Origin of the sequence: Brevundimonas sp. CEF1 (genome assembly GCF_051353055.1) — a bacterium.
GTDB lineage: Bacteria > Pseudomonadota > Alphaproteobacteria > Caulobacterales > Caulobacteraceae > Brevundimonas.
The window spans coordinates 1-15,000 of the sequence record NZ_CP195593.1; the positions used below are offsets into that span (position 1 = coordinate 1).

The following is a 15,000-nucleotide window of genomic DNA, read 5'->3' on the forward strand; positions in this document are numbered from 1 at the left end:
ATGACGGGCATGACGGATCCGGACCGTATCTGGACTGAGGCGGCGGGCCGTCTGAAGACCGAGATCGGCGACGGTCCGTTCAGCAGCTACATCGCGCCGTCGGCCGTGCGCCTGGACGCGAGCGGCAATCTGATCCTGGTGACGCCGACCGCCTATGCGCGGGACTGGGTGCGCAAGAACGCCCTGCGTCGCATGAACGAGCTGTGGCTGGGCCTGGACGGCCTGTCGCGCCGTCTGGACGTGCGCTGCCGCGCCGAGGTGGGGTCACCCGCCCCGGCCACGGCCTTCCCCGCCGGCGAGGCCCCTCGTCTGGCCTCGGTGGGCGGCGTGATCGCTCCCGCTGCGGTGTCGGCCCAGGCTTCGGCCATGGCGGCGTCCGCCTTCGCCCCCTCGACCGACGGCGCCCGCGCGGTGCGCGCCGCCGGTCTGCAGGAGCGGCTGAATTTCGACAGCTTCGTGGAAGGCCAGGGCAACGCCTTCGCGCTCGCCATCGCCAAGCAGGTGGCCAGCTGGGCCGACGGCCACTTCAACCCGGTCTTCTTCTGCGGCCCCTACGGCTACGGCAAGACCCACCTGCTGAACGCCATCGCCTGGGAGGCGCAGCGCCTGCGCCCCGACGCCAAGGTGGTCTATCTGACCGCCGAGCGCTTCTTGTCGACCTTCGTGCGCGCCATGCAGGACCGCTCGACCGCGGCCTTCAAGGAAAGCCTGCGCTCGGCCGACATGCTGCTGCTGGACGACGTCCAGTTCGTCGGCGGCAAGACGAGCACCCAGGAAGAACTGCTCAACACCCTGACCTCGCTGATCGAGGACGGCAAACGCATCGTCCTGTCGGCCGACCGCGCCCCGACCGCCCTGACCGACGTCGAGCCGCGCCTGCGCAGCCACCTGGCCGCCGGCCTGACCTGCCCGGTCGAAGCCGCCGACCGCAATCTGAAGATCGCCGTGGCCCAGTCGCGTCTGAACGCCCTGGCCAAGCTGGGCGTCGTCTCGGGCGAGGCGCGCATCGACGTGCTGGAACACCTGGTGGACCGCACCCCCGGCTCGATGCGCGAGCTGGAAGGCGCCGTGAACACCCTGGCCGCCGTCGCCGGCGCCCGCCTGTCGGCCCTGACGGTCGACGAGACGCAAGGCCTGCTGGGCGTCGCCCTGCGCGGCGGTCCCGAGCGCCGCATCACGGTGGACGAGATCCAGAAGACGGTCGCCGACCATTTCAACCTGAAGCAGGCCGATCTGCTGAGCGAGCGCCGGACCCGCGCCATCGCCCGCCCGCGCCAGATCGCCATGTATCTGTGCAAGCAGCACACGACCCGCTCCTATCCCGACATCGGCCGTCGCTTCGGCGGGCGCGATCACACGACCGTCCTGCACGGCGTGCGCAAGATCGAGGAGCTGATGCCCAAGGAAGAGCAGATCGCGCGCGACGTGGAAGCCCTTACCCGCAAGCTGCGCGGCTAAAGCTCCACCGCAGGCCTGTGGATAGCGGGGGCAGACGTCGTCGGATGTCGGCCCCCCGTTGCCCCCGCCGCTCAATGCGCTAGTGTTCCAGCCCATCCTTACGGCGACGCTGATGAAGGCGTCGCGGCCCGGGCGAGACCACATGCAGCTGACCATCGAACGTTCCGCGCTCCTGAAGGCCCTCGGGCATGTTCAGAGCGTGGTCGAGCGCCGCAACACCATTCCGATCCTGTCGAACGTGCTGCTGAGCGCTGGGCGCGACCGCCTGTCCTTCGCCGCCACCGACCTCGACATGGAGATGGTCGACGAGGCCGAGGCCCAGGTGAACGTCGAGGGGCAGATCACGGCCCCGGCCCATACCCTGTATGAAATCGTCAAGAAGCTGCCGGACGGCGCCGAGGTCTCGCTGACCTATTCGGGCGAGGATCCGCGTCTGGTCATTTCGGCCGGACGTTCGCGCTTCAACCTGCCGGTGCTGCCGGCGGGCGACTTCCCGGTCATGTCCACCGAGACCTCGGGCGCGCGCTACAGCCTGCCCAAGGAAGACCTGGCGCGCCTGATCGACAAGACCCGCTTCGCCGTCTCGACCGAGGAGACGCGCTATTATCTGAACGGCCTCTATCTGCACACGGTGTCCGACGGCGGGATTCCGCTGCTGCGCGCCGTGGCCACCGACGGCCACCGCCTGGCCCTGGCCGAGACCCCGGCGCCGGAAGGCGCGGCGGGCGGCCCCGGCGTCATCGTGCCGCGCAAGACGGTGGATCAGGTCCGCCGCCTGCTGGACGACGGCGCCGGTCCGGTCGAGGTCCAGGTTTCGGCCCAGAAGATCCGCTTCGAATTCGGCCAGGCCAGCCTGACCTCCAAGGTCATCGACGGCGCCTTCCCCGACTATCTGCGCGTCATTCCCAAGGGCAATGACAAGCAGGCCGACATCGACAACGCCCTCTTCTCCAAGGCCGTCGACCGCGTGGCCACCATCTCGGCCGAGAAGAGCCGCTCGGTGAAGCTGGCCTTCGACAACGACCGGGTGAAGCTGACCGTCCGCAACATGGAAGCCGGTCAGGCCGAGGAAGAGGTCGAGATCGGCTATTCCGAAGAGCCCTTCGAAATCGGCTTCAACGCCCGCTACCTGCTGGACGTCGCGGGCCAGATCACCGGCGAAACCGCCCACTTCAAATTCGCTGACCCGGCCAGCCCGACTTTGGTGCTCGATCCGGCCGACGTGGGTGTGCAGTACGTGCTGATGCCGCTGCGGGTGTAGGTCCCACCAACCCGCTCACCCCGGCGGACGCCGGGGGCCAGTGAGAGCCGCGCCGGGAGGTTGGATGTATTTCTACACCTACATCCTGGCCGGCCAGCGCAACGGCACACTCTACACTGGCTCCACCGACGATCTGTTGAAGCGGGCCGTCGAACATCGCGAGAAGCTGCGCGGCGGGTTCACGGCTAAGTATGGGCTTTCCCGTCTGGTCTGGTACGAGCTCCACGGAACGCGCGACGAGGCTTTTCGCCGTGAGCGCCAGATCAAGGAATGGCGGCGGGAATGGAAGCTCGACCTGATCGAGCGGATGAATCCCGGCTGGGACGATCTGCTTCCGACACTGCTTTGATGTGTGTTGAGCCTATGCTCCGCTCATCCCGGCGGACGCCGGGATCCAGTGCTTTGGCTTCAAGGCTCGAGCATGCCGGCTCTCACTGGACCCCGGCGTCCGCCGGGGTGAGCGGTTTCTAATTCGGTCTCTTCTGACCAAATCGGTGTATCTGCTGATCGACGCATGATCACCTCCCTCGCCCTTACTGACTTCCGTTCCTATGCGAGCGCCAGCCTGCCGGTTTCCGGCGGGGCCGTGGTGCTGCATGGGCCGAACGGGGCGGGCAAGACCAATTTGCTGGAGGCCATCAGCCTGCTGACCCCCGGCAAGGGCCTGCGCGGGGCGACGGCGCAGGAGATGGGGCGGCGCGAGCCGGGCGAGGCCGTGGGTCGGGCCTGGGCCGTCATGGTCACGCTGGACGAAGACGGCGAGGAGGTGCGTCTGGGCACCGGGGTGCAGACGCCGGGCGCCGCACGCCGCATCGTCCGCATCGACGGCGAGACGGCCCCGCCGGGACGGCTGCTGGATCACCTGCGCCCGGTCTGGGCCACGCCCGAGCAGGACCGTTTGTTTTCCGACGCGCGGGCGGGGCGGCTGCGGTTCTTCGACCGGCTGGTCTTTGCCGCCGATCCCGATCATGCGGCCACGGTCTCGACCTATGAGAAGGCCCTGCGCGAGAGGCTGAAGCTGCTGACCGACGGGGCGGCCCATTCTTCTGAGGGGGGTCGGCCCGCCGATCCCCTGTGGCTGGACGCCCTGGAGGCGCGGCTGTCCGAGGCAGGGGCGCGGGCGGCTGTGGCGCGGACGCGGGCGCTGGCGGCGCTGCAGGCGGGCATCGATGCGCGCGACGACCGGCCCTTCCCCCAGGCCGACCTGGGTCTGACCGGCCCGGCCGAGGAGATGGCGGCGGCGGGAGCGGATGAGGCCGACGTGGTCGGCATGCTGGGCGAGGGCTTCATGCGGGCGCGGGGGCGCGACGCCGCCGCCGGGCGCTCGCTGTTCGGGCCGCACCGCTCGGACCTGACAGCCCTGCATCGCGAGAAGAACCGGCCCGCCGCCGAAGGGTCGTCGGGCGAGCAGAAGGCCCTGGTGCTGAACCTGATCCTGGCCCAGGTGGGGCGGTTGGCGGGACAGAAGGCTCAGCCGGTCCTGCTGCTGGACGAGGCTCCGGCCCATCTGGATGAGGCGCGTCGCGCCGCCCTGTTCGACGAGATCGAGGCCCTGGGCCTGCAGGCCTTCATGACCGGCACTGAGCGCGGCCTGTTCGCCGCTTTGGAGGGGCGGGCGCAGTTCGTTTCGGTGGAAGGCGGGGCCCTGCTTTCTCCTTCTCCCCTTGCGGGAGAAGGTGGCTCGCGCAGCGAGACGGATGAGGGGTAGCGCTGCGTTCGGACGCGCCTTCGAGCGTGTCGTGCGGCCGCCTGTACAATCGTCCTGAGAGACCCCTCATCCGAGCGCCTTCGGCGCCCACCTTCTCCCGCAAGGGGAGAAGGGTTTTTCGCGCTAACGCCTGCGGCTGCTTGAGCGCCGGCTCTCGCAAGGGGAGAAGGGTAGAGAGGTGGCTTTTCCCGTCGAATTTCCTATATGTTGGCGGCGTCGGGGCGTGGTGATTTGCGCCCTGACGCGGACGGCTGAGCGGCCGTCTTTTCCCTGTCCGTTCGCGGACCCTGAGCCGACGTTTTCATGACCGATCAGACTGACGCCTCGCCGGAATACGGCGCCGATTCCATCAAGGTTCTCAAAGGCCTGGACGCGGTGCGCAAGCGCCCCGGCATGTATATCGGCGACACCGACGACGGCTCGGGCCTGCACCACATGGTCTATGAGGTGGTCGACAACGCCATCGACGAGGCCCTGGCCGGTCACGCCGACCTGGTGACGGTCACCCTGAACGAGGACGGCTCGGTCACCGTGACCGACAACGGGCGGGGCATTCCGACCGCCATCCACGCCGAGGAAGGCATTTCCGCCGCCGAGGTCATCATGACCCAGCTGCACGCCGGCGGTAAGTTCGACCAGAACTCCTACAAGGTGTCCGGCGGTCTGCACGGCGTGGGCGTGTCCGTGGTCAACGCCCTGTCCGACTGGCTGGAGCTGGTCGTCTATCGCGACGGCAAGAAGCACACCGTCCGCTTCGAGCGCGGCGAGACCGTGCGTTCGCTGGCGGTCGTCGGCGATGCGCCGATGCGCGAGGACAAGGGCCGTCTGCTGACCGGCACCGAGGTCACCTTCTATCCGTCGATCGACACCTTCAGCCACATCGACTTCGACCTGAAGACGCTGGAACACCGTCTGCGGGAAATGGCCTTCCTGAACTCGGGCGTGGTCATCAAGCTGAGCGACCATCGCGGCGCCGAGCCGGTCGAGATCCTGCTGCACTATGAGGGCGGGGTCGAAGCCTTCGTGCGTCACCTCGACAAGTCCAAGACGCCGATCCTGAAGGACGTCATCGTCATCCGCGGCCAGAAGGACGGGATCGAAATGGATCTCGCCCTGTGGTGGAACGACAGCTACCACGAGACCATGCTGTGCTTCACCAACAACATCAGCCAGCGGGACGGGGGCACCCACCTGTCGGCCTTCCGCGCCAGCCTGACCCGCGTCATGGGCGGCTATATCGAGAGCTCGGGCCTGGCCAAGAAGGAGAAGGTCGCCCCGACCGGCGAGGACGCCCGCGAAGGCCTGACCTGCGTCCTGTCGGTCAAGGTGCCGGACCCCAAGTTCAGCTCGCAGACCAAGGACAAGCTGGTCTCGTCCGAGGTGCGCCCGGCGGTCGAGAACCTGTGCTCGGAAGGCCTGTCCACCTGGTTCGAGGAACACCCGGTCGAAGCCAAGCTTATTGTGTCGAAGATTATCGAAGCCGCCTCGGCCCGCGAAGCCGCCCGCAAGGCGCGCGACCTGACGCGGCGCAAGTCCGCGCTGGAGATCAGCTCTCTGCCCGGCAAGCTGGCCGACTGTCAGGAACGCGATCCGGCCAAGTCCGAACTCTTCATCGTCGAGGGCGACAGCGCAGGCGGCTCGGCCAAGCAGGCGCGCAACCGCGAGAACCAGGCCGTCCTGCCCCTGCGCGGCAAGATCCTGAACGTCGAGCGCGCGCGTTTTGACCGGATGCTGTCGTCGGACCTGATCGGCACGCTGATTTTGGCGCTCGGCACCGGCATCGGCCGCGACGACTTCAACGCCGACAAGCTGCGCTATCACAAGATCATCCTGATGGCCGACGCCGACGTCGACGGCGCCCACATCCGCACCCTGCTGCTGACCTTCTTCTATCGTCAGATGCCGGAGCTGATCGAACGCGGCCACGTCTACATCGCCCAGCCGCCCCTCTATAAGGTGTCGAAGGGCAAGCAGCACCGCTACGTCAAGGACCAGGCGGAGATGGACGCCTATCTGATCGAGGAGGGCTGCGCCGACGCCGAGCTGGACCTGTTCAACGGCGAGCGCCGCATGGGTCTGGACCTGCAGGCCCTGGTGCGCGAGGCCAAGGCCTTCAAGGCCCTGGTCGACCGTCTGGCCGCCCGCGCCCCCGCCTTCGCCATCGAGCAGGGCGCCCTGGCCGGCCTGTTCACCGAGAGCGCCGGCGAGCTGGAGACGCGCGCCGCCAGCGCTGCGACGCGCCTGAACCTCTATGCCGAAGAAGGCGACGGTCCGTGGTCGGGCGACCGCGCCGAGCAGGGCGGGGTGGTGTTCAGCCGCGTTCGCCGCGCCGTCAGCGAGACCATCGTCCTGGACGAACAACTGGGCCGCTCTCTGGACGCCCGTCGCCTGGCCGAACGCGCCGCGACCTTCGAGGGCCTGTTCGACCAGCCCGCCGTCTATCGCCGCAAGGACAAGACCACGACGATCCGCGGGCCGCTGGACCTGCTGACCGCCGTGCTGGACGCCGGCAAGAAGGGCATGGCCATCCAGCGCTACAAGGGTCTGGGCGAGATGAACCCCGAGCAGCTGTGGGAGACGACGCTGGACGTCAACGCCCGCACCCTGTTGCAGGTCAAGGTCGAGCACGGCGACGACGCCGACGACCTGTTCGCCAAGCTGATGGGCGATGTGGTGGAGCCTCGCCGCGAGTTCATCCAGGACAACGCCCTGGACGCCGCCGTCGACGTCTGATCGTCGAACCGGCTCTCTGAACTGCCTGACGGGCCGTCCTTTCGGGGCGGCCCGTTCTGGTATGGAGGGCGGCCTCGGGGTGTCGTCCTCTGGCTGGATTATGACTTTTTCGTGTCTCGGTTGCGGCGTCTTGACGCACGTCTGGGTGCGGCGCATCCCTAACGGGGTTCGCTGAATGCCCCAGGGCTGGGGCGGGAGAAATTCATGAGAAACGTGGTGTTCGCGGGCGCGGCGGCGCTGGCGCTTGTCTCGGCTTCGCCGGGGGCTCTGGCCCAGGATTCCAGCAAGACCGCCACCTATGGCGAGATCGTCCTGAGGGCAGGGTTCACGCCCGATCCCTATCGGGTGTCGGTGACGGCGGGGGGCTCCATCGACGCCTATGCCGACACGCCCTTGCCCGCCGCCTGCGTGGGCAATGTCGCCGATGCGCCGGACTTTGAGGTCACCTATGAGGCGGGGCGTCTGCCGCTGGTGTTCCGCACCCTGTCGTCAGTGGACACCACCCTGATCATCAACGGCCCGGACGGCAGCTGGTCCTGCGACGACGACAGCTATGGCGACGGCGACGCCCAGGTGCGTTTCGACAAGCCGCGTAGCGGCACCTATGACGTCTGGATCGGCACCTTCGGCGGCGGCACGGCCAACGCCACCCTTCTGGTCACCGAAACGCCCTGAGCCCCCAGGTCTGACGCTTGATGCGGACGCGCCGCCGGGCCGAGGCCTGTTTCAGGCCCCGGCCAGGGTGGTGTGCACAGGCACGCCGTTCTTGATGGCCAGGGTGACGGGGGTGCGTTCGGCCACGTCGGCCAGGCGGGCGCGCTGGGCCTCGTCCAGCGGCCCGGCGGGCGTCAGCAGGCGCTCGATGCGCGGCGGGGTCTCGCCGCCCAGATACTCCAGCTGGACGTCCAGCCCCTCCAGAGGCCAGCCCTTCTTTTCGGCATACATGGTCAGGGTGATGGCGGTGCAGGCCCCGAGCGCCGAGATCAGCAGGTCGAAGGGCGCCGGGCCGCTGTCGGCGCCGCCCAGGCGTTCCGGTTCGTCGGCGGTCAGTTCGTGCTTCAGGTCGCCGCCCGTCCGGATCGAGGTCCGGTAGCGGGCGGTTCCGATGTGGGCGTGGGCGACGGCCATGAGGGCGGCTCCGTTCAGAGGGCTGGGGTCAGGACATGGGATTGGCAGGCGGGGTCGGGTCGGGCGGCAGGGGGATGAACTCTTGATCGTCCATGTCGGGCAGCTTCATCCGTCCGGCGCGCCAGTCGGCCTTGGCCTGTTCGATGCGGTCCTTGGACGACGACACGAAGTTCCAGTCGATGAAGCGTTCGCCCACCGGTTCGCCGCCCAGCACCATGACGGTCGAGGGTTCAAGGGCGCAGATGACCGAGGCGATCTTCTTTTCCAGCACCGCCATCTGGCCGTGACCAATGGGGCGGCCGTCGTCGATCTCGACCAGGCCCTGGACCACATAGATGGCGCTTTCGGAGTGATTGGTCGGGGTCTGGAAGCGGGCGCCGGGCTCCAGCTCCAGATGGATATAGTGCAGGGGCGAGAAGGTGCTGACCCCGGCCTTCAGGCCCAGGGCCTCGCCCGCCGCCAGCCGGCCCTTGACCCCGTCCTCGCTCCAGGTCGGCAGTTCAGCGGTGCCGACATGCTGGAAGGAGGGATCGATCTCTTCCTGACCGTCGGGCAGGGCGACCCAGGCCTGGATGCCCTCCAGACGGGCGCCTTCGCGGCGGGCGCGCTCGAAGCGTTCGGAATGGGTGACGCCGCTGCCGGCGGTCATCCAGTTGACCTCGGCCGGGCGGATGTCCTGCTGGACGCCCAGGCTGTCGCGGTGGGTGATCTCGCCCTCGAACAGATAGGTCAGGGTCGAGATGCCGATGTGGGGGTGGGGGCGCACGTCCACCGTCTTGGGCAGGCCCGCCGGCATGTCGACCGGCCCCATGTGATCGAAGAAGACGAAGGGACCGACCGAGCGGCGCTTGGCGTAGGGCAGGACGCGGCCCACCTCGAAGCCGCCGAGATCCTTGCGGCGCTGGTCGATGACGAGTTCGATCATGGGGCTTTCTCCAAGTCCGGGATGGGGTTGAGTGTAAGCGGCACTGTGAAGGTTTCAGAGAACAAAGCGCCCCGGTCCGGCGGCCATCAGGATCAGGAAGCCGCCGATGATGCTGATGTGTTCGAAAAACCCGTTCAAGGATGCAGCGCGCTGCTCGGCTTTCAAGTTCCAGAAGTCATAGAATACGACCGCCGTGGCCAGGGTGAACAGGGCCATCAGGGCGGCGGTCGGGGTGGTGAACCAGCCCGCGATCAGCAGGGCGCTTCCCACGATCTGCAGGACGACCGTGCCCAGCAGGGCCAGGTGCGGAAAGGGGATATTCTTGCTGCGAACCTCGCCAAGGCCATCCTGAAAGCGGATGGCCTTGGTGATCCCGCTCTGAAGAAAGAGCAGGACCAGGAGGATGCGGCCGATCAACAGGTAATGGTCGGTCATGGCGCCTAGCCCTGATCTGAGACGGCTTATCCAAGCGCCCGGAGCGGCGCGGGCCGCTCCGGGCGTTGTCGGCTCAGCGGGTGCCTTCCTTCAGCGCCAGCAGTTGCCATTCCCAGCGCAGGCCCTGGCCGAAGCCGCCGCCCAGTTCGGCGAACAGGCTGGCGACAGCGCCGGCGGTGGCCTCGCGACCCCAGTCGCGCTGCAGTTCGCTGACGTAGGAGGCGACGGTCAGGGGGCGGGCGCCCGCCTGGATCATGCGCTGAACGGCGCGCTCGTGACCTTCGTTGCTGCCGCCGCCGGAGGCGTCGGTGACGATATAGACCTCATGGCCCTCGGCCAGGGCCGAGAGCACAGGCATGGTGAGGCAGACCTCGGTCCATAGGCCGGCCATGACCAGCTTCTTCTTGCCGGTCGCCTTGACCCAGTCGCGCACGCGCGCGTCGTCCCAGGAGTTCAGGCCGGTGCGGTCGATCGGCTTCTGATCCGGGTGGACCGCCTGGACTTCCTGGATCAGTTCCTGTCGCTCGGCGAAGGCGGTGGTGAACAGGGTCGGCACGTCGAAGATCTTGGCGCCCTTGGCCAGCATGACCGTGTTGTTCACGACCACATCATTGGGGTGGGAGCGCACGGCCAGCAGTTGCAGATACTGATGGTCGATCAGCAGAAGGGCGTGATTGTCGCCGGTCAGCAGGGTGTCGTCGGTCGCCATGATCTCTCTCGCTTTCGGATTGTGTCGGATGAAAGGGTGGCGGCCCGAGTCGGGGAACCGGGCCGCCCCAGTCCTCAGTCTTCCTTGTCGTAGGAGAACTGAATCCCGGCCGTGCCGCCGGTTTCGATGAAGAGGTTGATGAAGGCCGGGACGGTTTCCGACCGCTTCCAGTCGCGCTGCAGTTCGCAGAAGAGTTGCGGCACGGAGATCATCTTTCCGCCGGCCTGCTCGATGCGGCGCAGGGCCATGTCGTGGGCCGTGGTCGAGGTGCCGCCGACGGCGTCGGCCACGACATAGACCTCATAGCCTTCGCGCAGGGCGTCGAGCGCCGGGAAGGTCAGGCAGGCCTCGGTCCACAGGGCGGTCATGATCAGCTTCTTGCGGCCGGTCGCCTCGACCGCCTTGCGGAATTCCACGTCCTCCCAGGAGTTGATCGTGGTGCGGTCATAGGTCGGGTAGTCGGCCAGCACCTTGCGCAGCTGGGCGATCGGCGGCTTGTTCAGCCCGGTCTTCACATTGACCGTCGAGTGGACGATGGGCAGGCCATAGGCCACGGCGGCCTTGGCCGTGCCGACGATGTTGTTGACCAGAAGCTGGCGGTCCATCGAGGCGATCGAGTTCACCTGGACCGGCTGATAGTCGATGATGACGAAGGCCGAGTTTTCGGGGGTCAGCAGATCGTCGGCCTTGGGGTCGCGGATGGGTTCGCTGGTCATGGGGTGGTCCTTTCTGAAAAGGGGGGGCGCCGGCGCCGCCCGAAGGGGGCGAGCGGAACCGGCGCAGGGGCGTCAGCTGCGCTGCGAGTCCAGCATCTCGTGGTCGGTGGCGACCTGCTGGGCCTTGCCGTAGCTCTCGATCAGCAGCTGATAGGGGGGGAAGATCTGGGTATAGACCTCGGCCCACTGCTGGGCGTCGTCACGGTGCCAGGTCTTCTGCAGTTCCGAGGCGACGGCGGCCATGTCCATCGGCACGACGCCGGCCTGGACCACGCGGGCCAGGGTGATCTCCTGGGCCATCTTGGAATAGGTGCCCGAGGCGTCGACCACCACGAAGACCTTGTAGCCCTCATAGGCGGCGCTGATGGCGGGGAAGGCCATGCAGACGCTGGTGATGGTGCCGGCGATGATCAGGGTCTTGCGGCCGGTCGCCTTAACGGCGGCGACGAAGTCGGGGTTGTCCCAGGCGTTGATCTCGCCCTTGCGCGCCACATACTGGGCGTGGGGAGCATTGGCGTGGATTTCGGGGATCAGCGGGCCGTTCGGACCCTGGGGCACCGAGGCGGTGGTGATGACCGGCAGCTTGGCCAGGGTCGCCATCGAGGCCAGGGCGGCGGCGTGACGGCGCAGGGTGGTCATCGGCATGTCGGCGACGGTCTGGAACAGGCCGCTCTGGTGGTCGATCAGCAGCATGACGGCGTCGTTCGGGTCGATGACCGGGCGCTGGCCGTTGAAGTTGGCGGGCAGGGTGGAAGCGGACATGAGGGTCTTTCCTTTCAGGCAGGGGGCCGCGCTCGGACGAATGTCCGGCCAAGGCTGGGGGTTGCGGCCCGGTCCGAAGACCGGGCCTTACGTTTTCGAGAGGAGGATCAGGCGGCCGGGATGTCGCCGAAGCGGCCGCTGTTGAAGTCCGTGATCGCGGTGCGGATTTCGTCCTCGCTGTTCATCACGAACGGGCCGTAGCCGACGATGGGCTCGTCGATGGGCTCGCCGGTCAGGACCAGCAGGACGGCGTCCGCATCGGCGCTCAGGGTGACGCTGTCGCCCTGACGGTCCAGCAGCAGGGCCTCGGCGGACCCGGCGGGCTGGTCGCCGTTGACCGTGACGTGACCCGACAGGACCACCACGATGGCGGTGTGGCCTTCCGGCAGGTCCAGCGTCGTCTCGGCGTCCCGGTTCAACCGCACGTCCCACACATTGATGGGGGTGAAGGTGCTGGCCGGGCCTTTCGAGCCGTCCATGGCGCCGGCGATGATCCGCGCGGTCCCCGCATTGTCAGGCAGGGAAACGCTTGGAATATCGGCGTTGAGGATCGACTGGTAGCCGGGGCGGGTCATCTTGTCCTTGGCGGGCAGGTTGACCCACAGCTGCACCATGCGGAAGGGGCCGCCGGTCCGCGCAAAGGCGGGCGAGTGGAACTCCTCGTGCAGGATGCCGCCGCCGGCCGTCATCCACTGGACGTCGCCAGGGCCGATGACGCCGCCCTGGCCGGTCGAGTCGCGATGCTCGACCTCGCCGTCATAGACGATGGTCACCGTCTCGAAGCCGCGGTGCGGGTGCTGGCCCACGCCGCGACGCTTGTCGGTCGGCTCGAAATTGTGCGGGCCGGCGTAGTCGAGCAGCAGGAAGGGGCTGACGTGCTTGCCGACGCTGTCATAGGAAAACAGCGAGCGGACGGGGAAACCGTCGCCGACCCAGTGGCCGCGATCATTGCCGTAACGTCCCAGAACCTTCTTCATGGTGTGTCTCCTTGGAGCGACCGGGCCTCGCCGATCGCGTTGGAGGCTTTATGACGATGGAACGCTGACCGCAGAAGATTGCAAAATCGCCTCGCTGCGTTCTACTGATAGGACGATGAGAGACCTCAACGACCTCTATTACTTCGTCCAGGTGGTGGACCACGGCGGCTTCGCCCCGGCGGCTAGGGCGCTGGGGATGCAGAAGTCCAAGCTGAGCCGCCGCATCGCCTTTCTGGAGGATCAACTGGGCACGCGCCTGATCCAGCGGTCGTCGCGCAAGTTCTCGGTCACCGAGGTCGGTCAGGAATATTACCGCCACTGCCTGGCCATGCTGGTCGAGGCCGAGGCGGCCCAGGCCGTGATTGACAATGTCGCCGCCCAGCCGCGCGGGGTCATCCGCGTCGCCTGCGTGCCGGGGCTGCTGACCTATCAGATGGCCGGGCTGATCGCCCGCTTCATGGCCGTCTATCCGGAGGTCGAGGTGCATCTGCACAGCACCACCCGCCGCGTCGACGTCATCGGCGAGGGTTTCGACCTGGCCATCCGCGTGCGCGAGCCGCCGCTGGAGGCCGCCGACCTGGTCATGCGCAAGCTGGACGAGAGCGTGCACCGCCTGGTCGCCGCGCCCGATCTGATCGCGCGGTTCGCGCCGCCGAGCGGCCCGGCGGACCTGGCCGACTGGCCCAGCCTGGACTTCGGTCCGGCGCACCGCGACCACGTCTGGGCCCTGGAGCACAGGGAGGGGATGACCGCCTCGGTGCGCCATGCGCCGCGCCTGGTGACCGACGACCTGCACATGCTGCACGAGGGGGCGCTGCGGGGACTGGGCGTCGTCCTGCTGCCCAGCGTGGCGGTGGCGCGCGATCTGGAGGCGGGGCGTCTGATCGACCTTCTGCCCGACTGGCGACCCAGGAAGTGGATCGTCCATGCAGTCTTCCCCTCGCGACGGGGGTTGCTGCCCTCGGTCCGGCTGTTGCTCGATTTTCTGGTCCAGGGTTGCGCCGAACAGCAGATTCACGGTGAAACGCCGGTGTCGCCGCGCGCGACCCCCTATGCCTTTGCGGAGACGAGCGACTGATGCGACTGGTCGGAGTGTCGGGCAGCCTGAGGGCGGGCTCCTACAACAGCGCCCTGCTGCGGGCGGCCCAGAAACTGGCGCCGGACGGGGTGGAGCTGATCGAAGGCTCGATCCGGGGCATCCCCCTCTATGACGGCGACGTCGAGCGCGATCAGGGCCTGCCCGAGGCGGTGGTCCTGCTGAAGGATCTGATCGCCGACAGCGACGGCGTGATGCTGTTCACGCCTGAATACAACAACGGCATGCCCGGCGTATTCAAGAACGCCATCGACTGGCTCAGCCGCCCGGCTTCGGACATCGAGCGGGTGTTCGGCGGACGGCCCGTGGCGGTGCTGGGCGCCTCGCCGGGACCGTTCGGTACGGTGATGAGCCAGGCCGCCTGGCTGCCGGTCCTGCGCACCCTGGGCACCGCCCCCTGGTTCGGCGGGCGCATGCTGGTCCCGCACGCGGGCGCCGCCTTCGACGCGGAGGGGCGTCTGATCGATGAGGAGGCGCGCCGCCGTCTGGCGCGCTTCGTCCAGGGCTTCGTCGCCCATGTGGCCGACGCGAAGCGATAGGCCCTGGCTTGTCATTGCGGCGGCGATGAAAGACAGCTGACGTTTCTTTCAACGGGCCTCGACGCTGATCATGACCTTCGCCGCACCTGCCGCCCTTCCCATCGGCGTCGATGAGCGCCGCGCCCGTATCCAGGCCCTGGCCGCCATGCTGGACGCCCAGGGGCTGGCCGCCCTTCTGCTCGGCTCGACCACCTCTCTGCTCTATTTCACCGGTCTGGACTGGCATCCGTCCGAGCGTCTGACCGGCGCCCTGATCCACGCCGACGGTCGAGTGGAATACATCTGCCCCCGGTTCGAACTGGACAAGGTCGGCGCCCTGACGGCGGGCGCTGTATCGGGCGAGATCCTGACCTGGGAAGAAGAAGACAGCCCCTATGCCCTGATCGCCGGGCGGCTGCCTTCGGGCGGGCGACTGGCGGTGGACGAACTGGTGGCGACCTTCGTCTGGCTGGGGATGGCCGGGGCGCTCGGGGCGGAGCGGCTGGCGAACGGCGGCCCGCTGACGACGGCGTTGCGTCGGATCAAGTCTCCGGCCGAGATCGCGCTTTTGACC

Annotated in this window: 16 protein-coding genes (1 of these 16 only partly in view); 9 read left to right on the forward strand and 7 right to left on the reverse strand. The window is 67.8% G+C overall.

Annotation, left to right across the window (positions count from 1 at the left end; all coding sequences use genetic code 11):
* The 6 genes from dnaA (at position 1) to ACR9FL_RS00030 (ending at position 7,835) form a co-directional block, all read left to right on the forward strand.
* Positions 1-1,458, forward strand: coding sequence for a chromosomal replication initiator protein DnaA (dnaA, locus tag ACR9FL_RS00005; RefSeq protein ID WP_297933725.1), 1,458 nt, complete (start codon positions 1-3; stop codon positions 1,456-1,458).
* 142 nt (positions 1,459-1,600) lie between these two features.
* Positions 1,601-2,719 (forward strand): DNA polymerase III subunit beta, encoded by a 1,119-nt coding sequence (dnaN, locus tag ACR9FL_RS00010; protein ID WP_436356640.1) that lies wholly within the window; start codon positions 1,601-1,603, stop codon positions 2,717-2,719.
* Positions 2,720-2,783: 64 nt separating this feature from the next.
* Positions 2,784-3,068: a GIY-YIG nuclease family protein gene (locus ACR9FL_RS00015; RefSeq protein ID WP_436356641.1), complete on the forward strand. Its 285-nt coding sequence runs from the start codon at positions 2,784-2,786 to the stop codon at positions 3,066-3,068.
* A 165-nt stretch (positions 3,069-3,233) separates the two neighbouring features.
* The gene (gene recF / locus ACR9FL_RS00020; RefSeq protein WP_436356642.1) at positions 3,234-4,427 is read left to right on the forward strand and encodes a DNA replication/repair protein RecF; all 1,194 of its coding nucleotides are present in this window, start codon (positions 3,234-3,236) and stop codon (positions 4,425-4,427) included.
* Positions 4,428-4,730: 303 nt separating this feature from the next.
* Positions 4,731-7,160 carry a DNA topoisomerase (ATP-hydrolyzing) subunit B gene (gene gyrB, locus ACR9FL_RS00025; RefSeq protein ID WP_436356643.1) on the forward strand — a complete coding sequence of 810 codons (2,430 nt, stop codon included), beginning with the start codon at positions 4,731-4,733 and terminating at the stop codon, positions 7,158-7,160.
* A 204-nt stretch (positions 7,161-7,364) separates the two neighbouring features.
* A complete protein-coding gene (locus tag ACR9FL_RS00030; protein WP_436356644.1) occupies positions 7,365-7,835 on the forward strand; it encodes a peptidase S1 in 471 nt (156 codons plus the stop codon).
* A 51-nt stretch (positions 7,836-7,886) separates the two neighbouring features.
* On the opposite strand, the gene ACR9FL_RS00035 is transcribed toward ACR9FL_RS00030, so the two are convergent.
* From ACR9FL_RS00035 to ACR9FL_RS00065, 7 genes are all read right to left on the reverse strand, one after another.
* Positions 7,887-8,288: an OsmC family protein gene (locus tag ACR9FL_RS00035; protein WP_436356645.1), complete on the reverse strand. Its 402-nt coding sequence runs from the start codon at positions 8,286-8,288 to the stop codon at positions 7,887-7,889.
* Between the two features lie 28 nt (positions 8,289-8,316).
* A complete protein-coding gene (locus tag ACR9FL_RS00040; RefSeq protein WP_436356646.1) occupies positions 8,317-9,213 on the reverse strand; it encodes a pirin family protein in 897 nt (298 codons plus the stop codon).
* A 54-nt stretch (positions 9,214-9,267) separates the two neighbouring features.
* Positions 9,268-9,648 carry a DoxX family protein gene (locus ACR9FL_RS00045; protein WP_296176881.1) on the reverse strand — a complete coding sequence of 127 codons (381 nt, stop codon included), beginning with the start codon at positions 9,646-9,648 and terminating at the stop codon, positions 9,268-9,270.
* A gap of 73 nt (positions 9,649-9,721) precedes the next feature.
* Positions 9,722-10,357: a hydrolase gene (locus tag ACR9FL_RS00050; RefSeq protein ID WP_296176883.1), complete on the reverse strand. Its 636-nt coding sequence runs from the start codon at positions 10,355-10,357 to the stop codon at positions 9,722-9,724.
* Between the two features lie 74 nt (positions 10,358-10,431).
* Positions 10,432-11,073 carry a hydrolase gene (locus ACR9FL_RS00055; RefSeq protein ID WP_436356647.1) on the reverse strand — a complete coding sequence of 214 codons (642 nt, stop codon included), beginning with the start codon at positions 11,071-11,073 and terminating at the stop codon, positions 10,432-10,434.
* Between the two features lie 72 nt (positions 11,074-11,145).
* Positions 11,146-11,835: a hydrolase gene (locus tag ACR9FL_RS00060; RefSeq protein WP_296176888.1), complete on the reverse strand. Its 690-nt coding sequence runs from the start codon at positions 11,833-11,835 to the stop codon at positions 11,146-11,148.
* A gap of 107 nt (positions 11,836-11,942) precedes the next feature.
* Entirely contained in the window at positions 11,943-12,812 is an 870-nt protein-coding gene (locus ACR9FL_RS00065; RefSeq protein WP_296176889.1) for a pirin family protein, read from the reverse strand.
* Between the two features lie 115 nt (positions 12,813-12,927).
* Between ACR9FL_RS00065 and ACR9FL_RS00070 the strand changes: the two genes are divergently transcribed.
* The 3 genes from ACR9FL_RS00070 to ACR9FL_RS00080 form a co-directional block, all read left to right on the forward strand.
* Positions 12,928-13,890 (forward strand): LysR substrate-binding domain-containing protein, encoded by a 963-nt coding sequence (locus ACR9FL_RS00070; RefSeq protein WP_436356648.1) that lies wholly within the window; start codon positions 12,928-12,930, stop codon positions 13,888-13,890.
* Positions 13,890-14,447, forward strand: coding sequence for an NADPH-dependent FMN reductase (locus ACR9FL_RS00075; protein WP_436356649.1), 558 nt, complete (start codon positions 13,890-13,892; stop codon positions 14,445-14,447). Before ACR9FL_RS00070 ends, ACR9FL_RS00075 begins: the two co-directional genes overlap by 1 nt.
* A gap of 70 nt (positions 14,448-14,517) precedes the next feature.
* Positions 14,518-15,000, forward strand: the start of a protein-coding gene (locus ACR9FL_RS00080; RefSeq protein WP_436356650.1) for a M24 family metallopeptidase. 678 nt of this gene lie beyond the right edge of the window; only the first 483 of its 1,161 coding nucleotides appear in the window; the start codon lies at positions 14,518-14,520; its stop codon lies beyond the right edge, outside the window.